Source organism: Sphingopyxis sp. C-1 (assembly GCF_001047015.1).
Taxonomy (GTDB): Bacteria; Pseudomonadota; Alphaproteobacteria; order Sphingomonadales; family Sphingomonadaceae; genus Sphingopyxis.
Genome location: NZ_BBRO01000002.1, coordinates 947464 through 964692, shown reverse-complemented (window position 1 = coordinate 964692; position 17229 = coordinate 947464). Strand labels below are relative to the sequence as shown.

The following is a 17229-nucleotide window of genomic DNA, read 5'->3' as shown; positions in this document are numbered from 1 at the left end:
CGTTACTGCTTTCGTGACCGCTCCTCGAGCCCTCACATCATGGGAATGGCCATCGAGGCCGGAAAGGAACAAGTAATGACCGTCATCAACACCAATGTGAGCGCGCTTCGCGCCCAGAATAACTCGCGTGTTGCCAACCAGATGCAGTCGCAGGCGATGGAACGCCTGTCGAGCGGCAAGCGCATCAACGCTGCCAAGGACGACGCTGCCGGTCTCGCCATCGCGACTCGTATGGAAGCCAACGCCCGCGGCCTGACGCAGGCGATCCGCAACGCCAACGACGGCATCTCGCTGGCGCAGACCGCCGACACCGCCGCCGGCAGCATTTCGGACATTCTGGTCCGTATGCGTGAACTGGCGCTTCAGGCCTCGACCGGCACGAACGGCACGACCGACCGCGCCGCCGTCCAGACCGAAGTCGCCGCGCTGATCTCGCAGATCGGTGACGTTGCATCGCGTACCACCTTCAACGGCAACACGCTGATCAACGGCGGCGTCTCGACCACCGCTGGTTTCGACATCCAGACCGGCCTTAACGCCACGGAAGTCGTGAACATCCGCATCGCCAACCTCAACGCTACGGGTCTCGGCGTGAACGCGCTCGACTTCTCGACCGCTGCCGGCGCGACCGGTGCGCTTGCGACGCTCGACACGGCGATCCAGACGGTTGCTACCGAACGTGCGAACCTTGGTGCGCAGCAGAACCGCCTGACCTCGGCTGTCGATAATTTGACGTCGAGTGTCACGAATATGTCGGAATCGAAGTCGCGCATCGAAGACGCCGATTTCTCGGTCGAATCGACGAACCTCGCGGCTGCCGGCATCCTGGCGCAGGCATCGACCGCGATGCTCGCCCAGGCGAACCAGAGCTCGCAGGGCGTGATGAACCTGCTCCGCGGCTAAACTTCGCGAACAAATTTCAGGCTATATTTGGTTGGTCCCTTAGATAGCCTGATCCGATGCCCCGGCCCCCACAGCCGGGGCATCATCTTTTCTCGCGAAGGCGCGGCACCGGCCCGCTCCCCCACCCGGCCTCCCATAGAATACTATGTGGGGAGGCCGGGTGGGGGAGCGGGCCGGTGCTGCTTCCGGCGTCAGCCGGAAAACGCAGCTCAATGAAAATCACGCGACTTGGGCAGGATGCGGACGTCGCGCGGATGACCATGTTTCGTCGCATAACCGCGCGGTAGCTGCGGATGCTTGACCTCGTCGGCACGGCAGACTTCGGGTTCGAAACGCCGGTCGCTCCCCAGCGTGTCGAGCATTTGGGTGCGATCGACGATCCGCGTCGCCATCAGGTGGATCACGCCTTCCTTGCTGCGCTGTACTTCGCCCTCGGCCAGCATCAGCCGCGACGCCATGACGGCACGGCGATAGCGTTCGAAATGGCGCGCCCATAACAGGATGTTGACGATCCCGCCCTCATCCTCGAGCGTGATGAAGATCGCATTGCCCTTCCCCGGCCGCTGACGGATCAGCACGACGCCCGCGGTGCGGACGATCGACCCGTTCTTCGCGGCAGAGACCTGCGAAGCGCTCAATATGCCTTCGCGCTCGAAATCGCGGCGCAGGAACGCCATCGGATGGCCTTTCAGCGACAGCCGCGTCGTCTGATAATCGGTGAGCACATGTTCGACCATCGGTGTCGGCGGCAACTGCGGATCCTCCTCGGCGCCAAGCTCGTCGGTTTCGGCCGCGCCGAACAGCGGCAGCACGCCCTGCCGGACGCGGCGGGCATCCCAGAGTGCAGGACGGCGGTCGAGCCCCATCGACCGGCACGCATCCGCCTCGGCCAGCAGGCGCAGCGCGCGTGAGGGCAGGTTCGCGCGGCGCGCCAGCTCCTCGACCGAGGCGAAGGGCGTAGCGCGCGCATCGGCGATTGCTTTCGCCCATTCCTCACGAAACCCGTCGACCTGCCGAAAGCCGAGCCGCAGCGCGAGGCTGCCGTCGTCGCGCCGTTCGAGGCTGTTGTCCCAATGGCTGGCGTTGACGTCGACCTCGCGCACCTCGACCCCATGTTCGCGCGCATCGCGGACGAGCTGGGCCGGGGCATAGAAGCCCATCGGCTGCGAATTAAGGATACCGCACGCGAAGACCGCGGGGTGATAATGCTTGATCCACGAGGAGACGTAGACAAGCCGCGCGAAGGATTGGGCGTGGCTTTCGGGAAAGCCGTAACTGCCGAAGCCTTCGATCTGCTTGAAACAGCGTTCGGCGAATTCTTTTTCGTAGCCGCGCGCAACCATCCCGCCGACCATTTTCTCACGGAAATTGTCGATCGTTCCGACGTTGCGAAAAGTTGCCATTGCTCGTCGCAGACCGTTGGCTTCCTCGGGCGTGAAGCCAGCCGCTGTGATCGCCAAGCTCATCGCCTGCTCCTGAAACAGCGGCACGCCAAAGGTGTGGCCCAGAACTTCGCGCAATTCATTGGGGTCATGGGGCGGAGCGGGGGAGGGATATTCGACCTCCTCCTCCTTATTTCGGCGGCGCAGATAGGGATGCACCATATCGCCCTCAATCGGCCCGGGACGAACGATCGCGACCTGCACAACCAGATCATAGAGCTTTCGGGGCCGCAGGCGCGGCAGCATGTTGATCTGCGCGCGGCTCTCGACCTGAAAGACCCCGATGCTGTCGCCCTTGCAAAGCATGTCGTAAACCGCCGGATCCTTGGAATCGATGTCGAGTTCCAGCGTGTGGTCGCCCAGCCCATGCTCGCGCATCAGATCGTAGCATTTGCGGATACAGGTCAGCATGCCGAGTGCCAGCACATCGACCTTCATCAGCCCAAGCGCGTCGATGTCGTCCTTGTCCCATTCGATGAAGGTGCGATCCTCCATCGCGGCATTATGGATCGGCACCAGCTCGTCGAGCCGCCCTTCGGTGAGGACGAAGCCCCCGACATGCTGTGATAAATGCCGCGGTGCCTTTAGAAGTTCGCCGACGAAGCGGTGCAGCCGCTCGATTTCGCCGTTGTGGGGATTGAGTCCGGCTTCGGCGAGCCGCTCGACGGGTACCTCGTCGCCCCAACTGCCCCAACTCGTGTCCGCGAGCCGCGCCGTGACGTCCTCGCTGAATCCCAGCGCCTTGCCGACCTCGCGGATCGTACTGCGCGGACGATAATGGATGACGGTTGCAGCGATCGCCGCACGGTCGCGCGTATAGCGGTCGTAGATATATTGGATCACCTCTTCGCGTCGCTCATGCTCGAAATCTACGTCGATGTCGGGGGGCTCGTCGCGCTCGGCCGATACGAAGCGCGAAAAGAGCAGCTTGTGTTCGTCCGGATCGACCGAGGTGACCCCAAGCAGAAAGCAGACGATCGAATTGGCCGCCGACCCACGGCCCTGGCACAGGATCGGCGGCTCCTGCGCCCGTGCGAAACGGACGAGATCGTAGACGGTCAGGAAATAATAGACATAGTTCCGTCGTCGGATCAGGCGGAGTTCGTTGCCGATCATCTTGCGGATCTTCGGCTTCAGCGGTGCGCCATAGCGTTTTTCCGCCGCCGTCTTCACCAGATGGTGGAGATAGTTGAAGGGCTTCCAGCCTGGCGGCACCGGCTCGTGCGGATATTCGTAGCGCAGATCGTCGAGGCGAAAGCCGATACGGCCGAGCAGCTTCGCGCTCGCGTCGATTGCCCTGGGATGAAACGCGAAAAGTCGTCGCATTTCGGCCGGCGGCTTCAGATAGCGTTCGGCATTGGCGCGCAGCCGCTTGCCCGCCTTATGAATGGTGACGCCTTCGCGGATGCAGGTGATGATATCATGGAGAGGGCGCTGTGCGGCGGTCGCATACAGCGCGTCGTTGGTCGCGAGCAGGGGGACGTTGGTTGCTGCCGACAGCCGCTGAAGTTCGGCCAATCGCCGCGCGTCGGCACCCGATTGCGGCATCGTCGCCGCCAGCCACACCGATTTCGGACGCGCGCGCTTGAGCGTGCGGAGCAGCGCCTCGTCACCATCCATCGCGATCAACAGCAGATCGTCACAATGGCCAAGCAGATCTTCGAGGTGGAGGATGCAGTCGCCCTTTTCGGCTCGCAGGTTGCCGGTCGAAAGGAGCCGCGTCAGCCGGCCCCAGCCGTGTCGGCTGATCGGATAGGCGACGATGTCGGGCGTGCCGTCGGCGAAGACGAGCCTTGCGCCGACCACCAGCCGAAAGTCTTTCACCATCTCGGGCTGCTTCACCTGCACCTCTTTGAGGAATGCCCACGCCCTGACCACCCCCGCGACGCTGTTGCGGTCGGCGATGCCGATGCCGGTCATGCCGAGGGCGATTGCCTCTGCCACCATCTCGGCGGGGTGCGAGGCGCCGCGCAGGAAGCTGTAGTTGGTCGCCGCGATCAGTTCGGCGAAGCCGGTTTCGGGGCCGGGCTGGGGCGCCTCGCTCATGCGAAGACCCCGTGGATATACCAGCGGGGGTCGGGCTTTTCATCGTAGAGACCGTGGCGGAAGAGCCAGAAGCGCCGGCCCTGCGCATCCTCGACCCGGTAATAGTCGCGCGTCAGTCCGCCATTGTCTCGGCGCCGCCACCATTCGGCGGCAATGCGTTCCGGCCCTTCGTAGCGGCGCACGGCATGAAAATCGCGGCGCCAACGGAAACGCTGCGGAGGGCCGTCAGGCACTTCGGCGATCACCTCGATCGGTTGCGGCGGATCGAACAGGTGGAAAGGGCGCGTCGGCGGCTCGCCGGGCTCGGGCGTCTGCCAAGGTAGCAGCGACGGTGCGTCGACTGCGGGCAGCTCGAGCTGCGCCTGCTCGGGAATATGCGTGTCGACGGGGCGGAGGCGTCGCACACGACCGCGTCCAAGCCGCGTCGCGAGACGGTCGGCGAGCTCGTCGATCGCGGCCTCCTTTACCGCGCCGCCCTCGAGCCTCAGTTGGCTTGCGCCGAGCGCCTCGAGCCGCGGCACCGCAAGGCGGATCATGTCGAAGCCGAAGCCGGGGTCGAGCGGGTCGGCGAGGCTGTCCATACGCTCGGCGAACAGGCGCATGACGAGTCCGGTGTCGCGGGTCGGGTGGCCGGTTTCGATCGCGATGCTGCGCGCAAGGCCGTCGCTGCGAAAGAAGGTCGCCCTGAAATGGCGCCCGCCCTTGCCGCGCTCGGCGAGGTCTTCGATCGCTTCGGCAGCAAGTTCGGCAAGGATTTTGGTGGCGTGCGCGGTACTGCCAAGCGGCTCGGCAAAGCGGCGTTCGGTGATCACTGGCGGCGCTGCGACGCGCGGATCAAGCGGGCTCGGCGCGTCGCCCAATATCCGGCGCAGCGCCATCGCGGCGTCGGCGCCGAAGCGCGCGGCGAGGTTCGCCATCGGGCGGCTCGCAAGGTCGCCGATCGTCTTGAGCCCCGCGCGCACAAGCGCGGTTGTCGCCTCGGTCTCAAGTTCGAGCGCGGCAACCGGAAGACGGCGGATCGCTTGTCCTTCGTCGGGGGCGGGGCGTGCCTGATACCGCGCGAGCGCGCGTGCGGCGTCGGCGGTAGGGCCCAGTGCGTGGCGGAGTGTTACGCCAAGCCGCGTAAGGCGCATATCGAGGTCGGCGATCAGTCCCGCCTCGTCGCCGAAGAGATGCCCGGTGCCAGCAATGTCTAGGATCAGGCCGTCGGGGGCGTCGAGCGCGACAAGCGGAGAATAGCGTGCGCAGCCCTGTGCGAGTCGATCGAGCCATTCATGGTCGAGTCCCGGATCGTGCGACACGACGGCGAGTTCGCCAACCTGCGCGCGCGCATCGGCAAGCGGCATGCCGGGGCGCAGTCCGACCGCAAGCGCCGCCGCGTCGACGCTCGCGATTCGCATCGCGCCGCGCTGCTTTTCGGCGAAGACGAGCGGTGCGTCAGGCGGCCGCGGCGCCGTGCGAAGCCATCGCTCGGCGGGCAGGAAGGGGAAGAAGAGCGCCAGATAGCGCCGTGTCCCCAAATCGGTTTTCGTCATGGTTCCAGTCCAGTCGCCAGCGAGCGGGTGCAGAGCCGCCGCGCCAGCGCAGCAATTCGAGGTCGAAGGCGGGTGCGCCGGGGGCGTTTGCTTCGAGAGCATGTGATGCGGCCGCTGCGACGCTCCAGCGCGTCTCGGCGACACTCGGTGCCGGCACCGCATTGAGGCGGAGCATCAGTAAGGTCGTGCCAGCATCGCGTGCTCCGAGGGCGAGGCGGCGTCCCGCTGTCAGATCGAGCAAAGGGAATTTGCCCCAGCTTTCGACGATCACCGCCGCCGATCCCGCGCAGCGGATCGCATCGTTCGCGCAGGCGAGCAGCATTTTGGGATCGGCGGTCTCGACGAGCAAAAGCCGGTCGGGGTCGCCACCCAGCTCGGCGATGCCAGGGGCGTAGATATGGCCGGTACGCTTCCCGGCATCGGTGGTACGCAGCCAGATCAGCGGCGCTTTGCCCGGGGTGCGTAAGGCCATGAGCCCCGCAAAGGCAGCGGCGCTCGTCGCGTCGAGCGCATCGGCGGCGAAAAATTCATGGGTACGTCCGACTGCAAGTCCGCCGCCGATCGCGGCGTCGAAGCGCGCGTGCCCGCTCTCCAGCCAGCCGTCGGTCCGGCGGCTTTCGAAACCGCCATCGGCGGCCAGCCGGGCGATGCGTTGGCGCAGCCCGGCGAGTATGGGGGACGACTCGCGCATCATTTGTTCCTGATATGTTCCATTAGCGCTTTTGGGATGGCGCTTGTCAAGAAGGGTCGGGAAATGGTGCAGCTAGAAAGGGTTAGCGAGCGACTGTCGCGATTCCCGCGCTGCTGTCGCCGCCCAGCGTACGGAACAGAGTGATTCGCGTGCTAACGAGCAGCAATTGCGTTCCGATCTCGCTCCGCCGCGCCGAATAGAGGCTGCGCTGCGCATCGAGACTGGAGAGGAAGCTGTCGACGCCCCCCTTGTAGCGCGCATCGGTGAGCGTTGCCGTGTCGCTTGCGGCTTCGGTGTTCGCAGCGGCGGCGCGGACCCGCTCGGATATCGTGCCCTGCACCGCGAGTGCGTCGGCGACCTCGCGGAATGCGGTTTGGATAGCGCCTTCATAGCCCGCGAGCGCGGCATCGCGCTGCGCCTCGCTCACTGCGACCCCCGCGCGGCGGCCGCCGGCGTCGAAGATCGTCGCCGTCGCATCGCCGCCCGCCGACCAGTTGAACGACCCGCTGTCGAACAAACCGGAGAGCGCGTTGCTCGCAAAACCAAGCAAACCGGTGAGCGAGATCGACGGGAAGAGCCGCGCGCGCGCGACGCCGATGTCGGCATTGGCGGCGCGGAGGCCATATTCGGCTTCGATCACGTCGGGACGGCGGAGCAGAATCTCCGAACTGACTCCGGCGGGCAGCGACACGATCGACGGCGTTACTTCGGTGAGGCTCAGGGGGAGCAGGGCGCGGTCGATATCGCCGCCGACGAGCAGGCGGATGAGATTCTCGTCCTGCGCGAGTGCGGTCCGTTGCTGCGCGATCGAATCCTCGGCGGTCGCGAGTATCTGTTCGGCCTGGCGCAGGTCGGTGCGCGGCGCGACGCCGCCGTCGAGTCGCGCCTTGGTCAGCCGCACGCTTTCGCGGGCATTCGCGGCAGTGTCTTCGGCGATTTTCAGCAGGTCGCGGTCGGCGCCATAGGTCGCCCAGGCGTCGGCGAGATTGGCGATCAGCGCGAGGCGTACGGTACGCGACGCCGCCTCTGTACCAAGTGCGCGATTGCGGTCGGCCTCGGTCGCATTGGCGAGCTTGCCGAACAGGTCGAGTTCGAAGGCGGTAATGCCGCCGCGCAGCGAGAAATCGCCGCTGCCGTTCCCGGTTCCACTATCCGAATAGTCCGCGCCGGCATTGATCCCGAGTTCGGGGAATTGCCCCGACCGCGTGACGCGCACCTGCGCACGCGCCGCGGCGACATTGGCATAGGCGACGCGCAGGTCGCGGTTGTTGGCTAGCGCCTGATCGGTCAGCGCCTGTAGCCGCGGATCGGTAAAGACGCTTTTGTACGAGAGGATCGGAAGCGCCGCCTCGCTCTGCAGCAGATAGGCGTCGCCGGCAGGCCAGCTTTGTGGGACAGGCAGGGCCGGCAGCACCGTCTTCGGCGCGAGCGAGCAGCCCGCGAGCGCGAGCGTAGTGGCGAGGAGGAAGGCACGGGTGCCAATCATGCCGGCACCTCGGCCGAGCCTTCATCCTTATTCTTGCCGAACCGCGCACGCGCCGCCGCAAGCCCGTCGCGCACGCCACGGCGGACGAGGACGAAGAAGAGCGGAATGAAGAAGATTGCGAGGAAGGCGGCGGTGAGCATGCCGCCGATCACCGAGGTGCCGATCGCGACGCGGCTGTTCGCGCCGGCGCCGGTCGCGATGGCGAGCGGCAGCACGCCGAAGATGAAGGCAAAGCTCGTCATCAAAATCGGGCGCAGGCGGATACGCGCCGCGGCGATAGCGGCCTCGATCACGCGCTTGCCCTTGCGTTCTTCCTGTTCAGCGAACTCGATCATCAGGATCGCATTCTTTGCGGCGAGGCCCATTGTGGTGAGCAGCCCGATCTGAAGATAGACGTCGTTTTCGAGACCGCGCAGATTGACGGCAAAGATAGCGCCGATCAGACCGAGCGGAATGACCAGGATCACCGCGAGCGGGATCGACCAGCTTTCGTAAAGCGCGGCGAGGCAGAGGAAGACGACGAGCAGCGACAGGCCATAGAGCAGGGGCGCCTGCCCCGAGGAGAGGCGCTCCTGATAGGAGGAGCCCGACCAGGCGACGCTGGTGCCGGGGATTTCGCCCGCCATCCGCTCCATCTCGTCCATCGCCTCGCCCGAGCTGGTGCCCGGCGAGGGCTGGCCCGAGATTTCAAAGGCGGGCACGCCCTGGAAGCGCGAGCTGCTGCTCGGCGTCGTCGACCAGCTCGTCTTGGCAAAGGCAGAGAAAGGCGACATTTCGCCGTCGGCCGAACGGACAAGCCATTGGCCAAGATCTTCGGGACGCGCGCGATAGGGGGCGTCGCCCTGAACATAGACGCGCTTGACGCGGCCCTTGTCGATGAAGTCGTTGACATAGCGCCCGCCCCAAGCGGTGGAGAGGGTCGAGTTCACGTCGGCATTGTTGATGCCATAGGCGGTCAGCCGCTGTGTATCGACGTCGATCTTGAGCGTCGCTACGTCGGGCAAGTCTGACAGGCGCACCGAAGTCAGCTTGGGATTTTCATTCGCCATTGCGAGCAGCTTGTCGCGCGCTTCGGCAAATTCGGCGCGGCTCATCCCGCTGCGGTTCTGGAATTGCATCGTAAAGCCCGACGAATCTCCGAGGCCGCGGACCGCGCCGGGGACGAGCGCGAAGATCTGGGCATCGCGCAGGCCGCTCAGCGCCTTGCGCGCGCGCTCTGCAATCGCGTCGGCGGTGTTTTCCTTGCCCGGACGGTTGTCCCAATGGGTGAGGTTGACGAAGCCCTGGCCGGTATTCTGCCCCGCCGCGGCGCCGCCACCGCCGCCTGCGATCAGGAACAGCGCCTGCGTGTTCGCCTTTTCCGACGTCAGCATATATTTTTCGATCGCGTCGCGCACTTCGAGCGTCCGGCCCTGCGTCGCGCCCGCGGGTAGGCGGAACTGGACCTGCACGCGCCCCTGATCCTCATTGGGCAAAAAGCCGCTCGGCAGCCGCAGGAAGAGGAAGGCGAGCGCCACGAGCAGCACCGCATAGATGCCGAGGAACAGCCATTTGCGGTCGACGACCTTGGTGACGCTGCCGACATAACGTTCGACCGTGCGGTCGAAGCGTGTGTTGAAGCCATTTTTGGCGCGCTCGAAAAAGGCATGGACGCGCGGGAAGCGGCCGCCGTTTGCGGAGGCATCGCCGTGGCTCTTCGGCTTGAGCAGGGTAGAGGTAAGCGCAGGGCTCAGGATGAGTGCGACGAGCACCGACAACGCCATTGCCGAGACGATAGTGACGGAGAATTGGCGATAGATGACGCCGGTCGACCCGCCGAAAAAGGCCATCGGCATAAACACCGCCGACAGCACGAGCGCGATCGCGATCAGCGCGACCTGCAGTTCCTTCATCGACTGGATCGTCGCGTCACGCGCCGACATGCCGGGATTTTCTTCCATCAACCGCTCGACATTCTCGACCACGACGATCGCGTCATCGACGAGCAGGCCGATCGCGAGCGTCAGCCCGAACAGCGTAAGCGTGTTGATGCTGAACCCCAGCATATAGAAGATCGCGAAGGTGCCGAGCAGCACGACGGGCACCGCGATCGCGGGGATCAGAACCGCGCGCCAACTCTGCAGAAAGACGAACATCACGAGGATGACGAGCAGGATCGCCTCGAACAGCGATTTCTGTACCTCGCTCACCGACAGCTTGATGAACTCGGTCGAATCATTGGCATAGCTGTAGGTGAGGCCGTCAGGGAAATCGGCGGCGAGTTCCTTCATGCGCGCCTTGACCCGGTCGGCGGTTTCGAGCGCATCGGACCCCGGCGAGAGCGAGATCGACATGCCCGCACCCGGATGTCCGTTAATGCGGCTGACGACGGCATAGCTTTCGGCGCCAATTTCGACGCGCGCGACATCCTTGATCCGTACCGTCGCGCCATCGGGCAGCGTCTTCAGCACGATATTCTCGAATTCCGGCACCGTCTGCATGCGCGATTGCGCGGTGACGGTCGCGTTGAGCATCTGCCCCTGCGGCGAGGGGAGGCCGCCGACGTCGCCCGCGGCGACTTCGCTGTTCTGCGCCGTGATTGCCGAAATCACGTCGCTCGGCATCAACGACACGGCCGCGAGCCGCTGCGGATTGAGCCAGATGCGCATCGCGTGCGGCGCGCCAAAGATATTGACCTCGCCCACCCCTTCGACCCGCGACAGCGGGTCCTGGATATTCGACGCCATATAGTCGGAGACGTCCTGATTCACGCGCGTATCGGTCGAATCATAGACGCCGACGAGCAGCAGCGTGTCCGAGTTCGACTTTGTAACGCGGAGGCCCTGCGCCTGCACCTGTTGCGGCAGGCGTGACAGCGCCGACTGGATCTTGTTCTGGACCTGCACTTGCGCGATGTCGGGGTCGGTACCCTTTTCGAAGATCGCGGTGATATTCGCCTGTCCGCGCGAGCTCGACTGCGAGCTGAAATAAAGAAGGCCGTCGATTCCCGTCAGCTGCTGTTCAAGCACCTGCGTCACGCTGTTCTCGATCGTCTCGGCCGACGCGCCCGGATAGCTGGCGCGAATATTGACCTGCGCCGGTGCGATGTCGGGATATTGCTCGATCGGCAGGGTGAATAGCGCGCCCACGCCGCCGAGCATGACGATGATCGCCAGCACCCAGGCGAATATCGGCCGGTCGATGAAAAGGCGCGACATAAGAGGTTACTTGCCCTTTGCCTGGGCGTCGCCGCCCTTGGCCGGTGCGCCGACGCGCTGCGCGCTGTTCGCCGGGACCGGGCGGATCGGTGCACCCTGCCGCAGATTGCCGATGCCCTGCGTAATCACCCGCTCGCCGGGCTTCAGCCCGTCGGTAATGACCCAGTTGGGGCCGGACGTGCGGTCGGCGACGATCTTGCGCCGGGCTGCCTTATTGTCCTTGCCGACCAGATAGACAAAGGCCGACCCGTCGAAATCGCGCTGCACCGCGGCCTGCGGCAGCAGGATTGCTTTCGGGTTCACCGCCTGATCGAACAGGGCGGTCACGAACATACCGGGCAGCAATATGCCCCGGGGGTTGGGGAAGCGCGCGCGCAGCGTGACCGTGCCCGTCGCCTCGTTCACCGTGACATCGGAAAACTGAACGGTGCCGGCAAAGGGATAGGCGCTGCCATCCTCCATGCGCAGCCGGACCGAGGTGCTGCCCGCGGTCACTCCGCCGCTTTCGATCGCCTGCCGCAACGTCGTAAGCTCCGCGCTCGACTGCTGCATGTCGACATACATCGGGTCGGTTTGCTGGATCACCGCGAGCGGGGTCGCCTGGCTGGCGCTCACGAGTCCGCCCGGCGTGACAAGGCTGCGCCCGATCCGGCCGCTGATCGGCGCGGTAATCGTCGCGAAGCGCAAGTTGATGCGCGCGGTTTCTAGTGCGGCGCCATTCTGGGCGATTGCGGCTCGCGCCATGCGCGCCTGTGCAAGCGCATCGGTATAATCCTGCTCGGCGACCGCTTGCATCTTTGCGAGCGGTTCGAGCCGCCGTGCGCGTTCCTCGGCGGCCTGCGCGCTGGCGCGCGCGCTCGCCAGATTGGCGGCGGCCTGATCGACGCCGGCCTGATAGAGGCTCGCGTCGATCTGATAAAGCGGCTGACCCGCGCGGACGAAGCCGCCTTCGGTGAACAGGCGGTGGCGGATCAGGCCGTTCACCTGCGGACGCACTTCGCTCGTCTCGAACGCGACGGTGCGCGCGCCGAGCGACGAGGTCACGGGCACCGGCTCGACCTTGACGGTAACATAGCCGACCTCGGGCGCGCCGCGGCCGCCCTTTTCTTCTTCCGCAGTGCAGGCGGCCAACGACAGCGCGATGGCGCACAGCGCTCCGACGCGGAGCAGCGGCCTCTTGTCCAGCATAAAGGTCAATCTCGTTTCGGGTCGCAGCGGAAAGGGAGGTTTTGCGCCTATTCAGCCCATTGCCCCCCTGCTGGCAAGTGCAATGGGCGCGATGAGACAATTTGCGACAATTTTTCCGTCAGTCAGGCCCGATCGGGACATGAGGCAAAGTTGTCATACTACCAGGGTAGTTGTCATACAATTATCGCTTGACAGGGGCGTGGTAGTTCCCGCATCATTCGTGACACCGGTTACCAGTTCCGGGCAACGAAATAGAAAAGGGGAGGGCGACCGATCGCGCCGCGAAGCCGCGGTCGGCAGGCGCCACCTCCGTGGGAAATCATGGGCGAACGGGCATGGTCCGCCGCCGGCGTGGGAGGATGAAAATGGCGATTCAGGCAAGGCGGGGTATCCGGACATTGGCGAAATTGGCGGGCGGCGCATCGCTCGCGGTGCTGGCGATGTCGCCGGCACACGCACAGGATGCGGCGCCCCCGGCGGACGACGACGCGATCGTCGTCACCGGCATCCGTGCCTCGCTCGAACGCGCAGCCGATATCAAGCGCGAAGCCGAGCAGGTGATGGACGTCATCACCGCCGAGGATGTCGGCAAGCTTCCTGACGCGAACGTCGCCGAAGCGCTGCAGCGCGTGACCGGCGTCCAGATCACCCGCGTCTTCGGCGAGGGTCAATCGGTCTCGGTGCGTGGTCTTCAGCAGGTCCGCGTCGAAGTCGACGGCCGCACGCTGCTCGGCTGGTCGGCCCGCCTGTCGCCGCCCGAGAACGACCAGCTCGGACGCTCGTCGGGCCTCGATTCGGTGCCATCCAGCCTGTTCGGCCGCCTCGAAGTCCGCAAGTCGCCGCTCGCGAGCAACGCCGAGGGTGGGCTGGGCGGCACCGTGAACCTCGTCACGCCGAAGCCGCTGTCGTTCAAGGAGCCGACGATCTCGGTCCGTGCGCAGGGCGTCTATTCGGAAAACAGCGACAAGTTCGAACCCGCGATCACGGGTTTTGCGACGACCAAATTCGCCGACGACCGGATCGGCGTGATGATCGCGGGCGAATATCAGAAGCGCACGTCGAAGACACAGACGTTCGAGCGTAACAATTTCCTCAACCGCACCTACACCGGCACCGGTGGCGGCGTGGTCCCGACCCCGGTGCTGCTGCAATATGAGGAATTCACGGTCGACCGTTCGCGCCTCGGCCTCAACGGCGCGATTCAGTTCGAGGTGACGCCGGAATTCACGATTACCGCCGATGCGCTTTATTCGAAGCTCAAGACCGGTCGGCGGCAGGACTTTTTCGCTTTCCGCCTGCCCACCGGTGCCAACCCCGTCACCAACCGCATCGTCGAGGACGGCGTGGTCGTCGCGGGCAACGCCAATGGCACCGTCACCACCGCTGGGCAGATCCGCAACGAGCCGACCGAAAGCTTCCTCTATGGCCTCAACGGCAAATATGAGGGCGACAACGGGCTGACGATCGAAGCCGACGGCTATTACAGCAAGGGTACGATCGACCAGACGATCCAGATCATCACCTTGCAGGGGACCGCGCTGGTTCCGGGCGCATTCGATTTCCGCGACACCACCATCCCGTCGCTGACGCTGACCGGGCCGTTCAACCCGACCAGCTATGCGTCGTACAACCCGGCCACGAACGGGGTACGCAGCAATCGCCTTATCGGCCTGCTCGACGAATATACGGGGAAGCTCGACGTCAGCTACGAAACCGGCGGCGTCACGATTGCCGCGGGGGTCCGCTATACAGACCTCCATGCGCGCTCGAATGCCTTCCGCAGCCAAGTCACTCCGACCCGCGCCGAGATCGAGCCCTATCTGAAGCTCGTCGATGCGGGCGATTTCCTGTCGGATATTCCGGGAACCTTCCCGCGCAGCTTTCTGAGCACCGCGCCGACATTCGACTACGTGTTCAACCGTGCGCAGGCCGCCGAACCCAATCCGAATGCGAACGGCCGCTCGACCCTGCTGCCCAATCTCCAGCGCGATTATGATTTCAGCGAAAAGACGCTCGCCGGTTACCTGATGGTGTCGGGCGAGGGCGAGATTGCCGGGATCCCGTATAAGGCGAACGCCGGCGTGCGCATCGCATCGACGCGGCTGTCGGTCGACAGCTATGTCAATGTCGGCACCGTCAGCACGCTGCGCACCGACAAGAATCGCTATACGAACATACTGCCCAGCGCGAATATCGCGTTCAACGTCAGCGACGACTTCCTGATCCGCGTGTCGGGATCGCAGACGATGCAACGCGCGTCGATCGCCGACCTTGCACCCTCGACCTTCTTCAACGCGACCAACCTTTCGGTCACCGGGGGCAATGTGAATCTGGAGCCGCCGATCTCGACGCAGGCCGATATCAGCTTCGAATATTATACGGGCAAAAGTTCGCTGATCTCGGGCGCGGTCTTCTACAAGGACGTCAAAAATTTCATCGCGAGCTTTGTGACCACCGGCGTCGACACGACGCTCGACCCGCAGGGGCGTGAACTGACTTTCTCGCGCCCCGAAAATCTGTCGAGCGCGAAGATCAAGGGCTTCGAAATCGGCATCCAGCAGTTCCTCGACTTCCTGCCCTCGCCGCTCGACGGTTTCGGCGTGATCGCAAACTACACCTATTCGGATTCGGAGGACAGCGCGGGCTTCCCGCTCGTCGCGGTGTCGAAGAACAGCTACAACCTCGTCGGCCTGTATGAGAAGGGCCCCTTCTCGGCGCGCATCGCGTATAACTACCGCGACGAGGCGGTGTTCGAATTCTCCGAAGGCCGGCCGAGCTTCGTCGGCTCGCGCTCGCAGCTCGACGCGCAGGTCGGGGTCGACATCACGAAGAATATCGCGCTGTCGCTCCAGGCACAGAATCTGATGCCCAAGAAATCCGCGACGACCGAGTATAGCAATTTCAACACGACCGCGCTCAACAGCTATGCCCTGTCCGAGCGGCGTTTCTCCGTCGGCGTGCGCGCGAAGTTTTAAAAGAGGTCCCCGGACCGGCGGCCCCGACCTTTTTTCGGGTCGTGCGCCGCCGGTCCACCGGATCACAAGGAGTGTATCGGATTATGGTTTCGGGTGATCGGCGCGCGCGCCTTGTTTCGGTTCTGGCGCTCGGCGCGGCGCTCACTCTACCAGTTCAGGCGCAACCGGCGAAAATGCCCAAAATCCTGTCGGACCCTGCGACGGCGGCGGCAAACCCGCTGCCCGACTTCAGCTACGCCGGTTATGGCTTCGGGGTGGCGCCGATCCCCGCCGATGCGGGCACGATCATCGACGTGACCGATCATGGCGCGATCCCCGACGATGGGCTCGACGATAGCAAGGCGGTGCTGCGCGCGCTCGCCGCAGCAAATGCGGTGAAGGGCAAGGTGACGCTGCGTTTCCCGAAGGGGCGCATACAGATCACCGAAGTGTTGCGCATCACGCGCAGCGACATCACCCTGGACGGTGCGGGCAATGGCGCGGGCGGCAGCGAACTCTGGTTCCCGCGGCCGCTGAAGCTGATCGACAAAAGCCACGATTATGACGAGCTGCGCGAATATCTGGTGCGCGAGAAGAAGCAGCAGGTCGAGCCCGAGCATAATATCGACTATCTGTTCACCGAATATACCTGGGCGGGCGGGATGATCTTTGTCGCGCCGGCGGGCGGCCGGCCGGTCTCTTATGACGGGACAAAGGATGTCCGCGACCCGGTGCTCGCCAACGGTGTATCGGGCAAGCAATTCGCGCGAACGCTGACGGTAAACGATGCATCGAAGCTTAAGGTCGGCGATGTCGTGCAGCTACAATGGTTCTCGGTTGACGGACCCAAAAGCCAGATATTGAAATCGCTCTATGGCGATACCGACCTGCCGATCGGCTCGCATCATTGGACCTTCCCGAACCGGCCGGTGGTCGCGCAGGCGACGCGCGTCGCGGCGGTGCGCGGCAAGACGGTCACGCTCGGCGATCCATTGCTTCACGATGTCCGTGCGGACCAGCCCGCGGTCGTCGCCGACTGGACGCATCTTTCGAATGTCGGCATCCAGAATCTGCGGCTGCAATTCCCCGAGGCGCCAGCGTTCGGCCATCATCTCGAGCAGGGCTATAACGGCATCTATATGACCGGCGTGTTCGACGGCTGGGTCAAAAAGCTGACGATCGACCGCGCGGACAGCGGCATCCTGACCGACAATGCCGCGAGCCTGACGATCGCCGACATCACGACGACGGGCGACCGCCGCGCGCATTATTCGGTGCATGTCGGCGCCGTGCACAATGTGCTGGTCAAGGATCTGAAGGTCGAGAATCCGGTCGTTCACCCGGTGAGCATCAACACGCGTTCGACGCGTTCGGTCTTCCTGCGTTCGGTCGTCGACAAGGAGGCGATCATCGATCAGCACAGCGGATCGAACCATCAGAATCTGTTCGACGCGATCGAGATGCATATCGATCCGAAGCAGGGCAAGGACGGCTGGCATTACCAGCTGTGGGTCGGCGGCGGCGCACCCTATTGGAAGCCGGGGCATGGGCTCTACAACACGCTGTGGAATGCAAAGCTGGTGGTGCCCGAAAGCGTGCCCGCCGATGCCACGGTTGCGATCACGAGCGGCCTCGAAGGTCCGGGCGAGCGGATCGTCGGGCTGCATGCGAACCGCAATATCACGGTCAGCTATGATCCCGCGCCCTATATCGAGGGGACGGGGCAGGCGGTCGATGCGGCGCCGTCGCTTTACGAATATCAGCTCGCGCGCCGGCGGCGCTGAGGA

General features: G+C 64.5%; 9 protein-coding genes. 3 read left to right on the top strand and 6 right to left on the bottom strand.

Features of this window, described 5'->3' with window-relative positions; translation table 11 throughout:
* Window positions 1-75: 75 nt before the first annotated feature.
* Window positions 76-903: a flagellin gene (locus SC1_RS19185; protein ID WP_062187009.1), complete on the top strand. Its 828-nt coding sequence runs from the start codon at window positions 76-78 to the stop codon at window positions 901-903.
* A gap of 209 nt (window positions 904-1112) precedes the next feature.
* On the opposite strand, the gene SC1_RS19180 is transcribed toward SC1_RS19185, so the two are convergent.
* From SC1_RS19180 to SC1_RS19155, 6 genes are all read right to left on the bottom strand, one after another.
* Window positions 1113-4391, bottom strand: a complete 3279-nt coding sequence (locus tag SC1_RS19180; protein WP_062186075.1) for an error-prone DNA polymerase — start codon at window positions 4389-4391, stop codon at window positions 1113-1115.
* Window positions 4388-5926 carry a DNA polymerase Y family protein gene (locus tag SC1_RS19175; protein ID WP_062186073.1) on the bottom strand — a complete coding sequence of 513 codons (1539 nt, stop codon included), beginning with the start codon at window positions 5924-5926 and terminating at the stop codon, window positions 4388-4390. Before SC1_RS19175 ends, SC1_RS19180 begins: the two co-directional genes overlap by 4 nt.
* Window positions 5829-6617: an ImuA family protein gene (locus SC1_RS19170; RefSeq protein ID WP_062187008.1), complete on the bottom strand. Its 789-nt coding sequence runs from the start codon at window positions 6615-6617 to the stop codon at window positions 5829-5831. The genes SC1_RS19175 and SC1_RS19170 overlap by 98 nt, the downstream gene beginning before the upstream one ends.
* 82 nt (window positions 6618-6699) lie before the next feature.
* Window positions 6700-8103 carry an efflux transporter outer membrane subunit gene (locus SC1_RS19165; protein WP_062186071.1) on the bottom strand — a complete coding sequence of 468 codons (1404 nt, stop codon included), beginning with the start codon at window positions 8101-8103 and terminating at the stop codon, window positions 6700-6702.
* Complete coding sequence (locus SC1_RS19160; RefSeq protein ID WP_062186069.1) at window positions 8100-11300, bottom strand: efflux RND transporter permease subunit; 3201 nt, start codon at window positions 11298-11300, stop codon at window positions 8100-8102. Before SC1_RS19160 ends, SC1_RS19165 begins: the two co-directional genes overlap by 4 nt.
* A gap of 6 nt (window positions 11301-11306) precedes the next feature.
* Entirely contained in the window at window positions 11307-12488 is a 1182-nt protein-coding gene (locus tag SC1_RS19155) for an efflux RND transporter periplasmic adaptor subunit (RefSeq protein ID WP_062186067.1), read from the bottom strand.
* Between the two features lie 365 nt (window positions 12489-12853).
* On the opposite strand from SC1_RS19155, the gene SC1_RS19150 reads away from it, so the two are divergent.
* Both SC1_RS19150 and SC1_RS19145 read left to right on the top strand, forming a co-directional pair.
* Window positions 12854-15463, top strand: a complete 2610-nt coding sequence (locus SC1_RS19150) for a TonB-dependent receptor (protein WP_193749228.1) — start codon at window positions 12854-12856, stop codon at window positions 15461-15463.
* Window positions 15464-15546: 83 nt separating this feature from the next.
* Window positions 15547-17226: a hypothetical protein gene (locus SC1_RS19145; RefSeq protein ID WP_062186064.1), complete on the top strand. Its 1680-nt coding sequence runs from the start codon at window positions 15547-15549 to the stop codon at window positions 17224-17226.
* Window positions 17227-17229 lie beyond the last annotated feature (3 nt).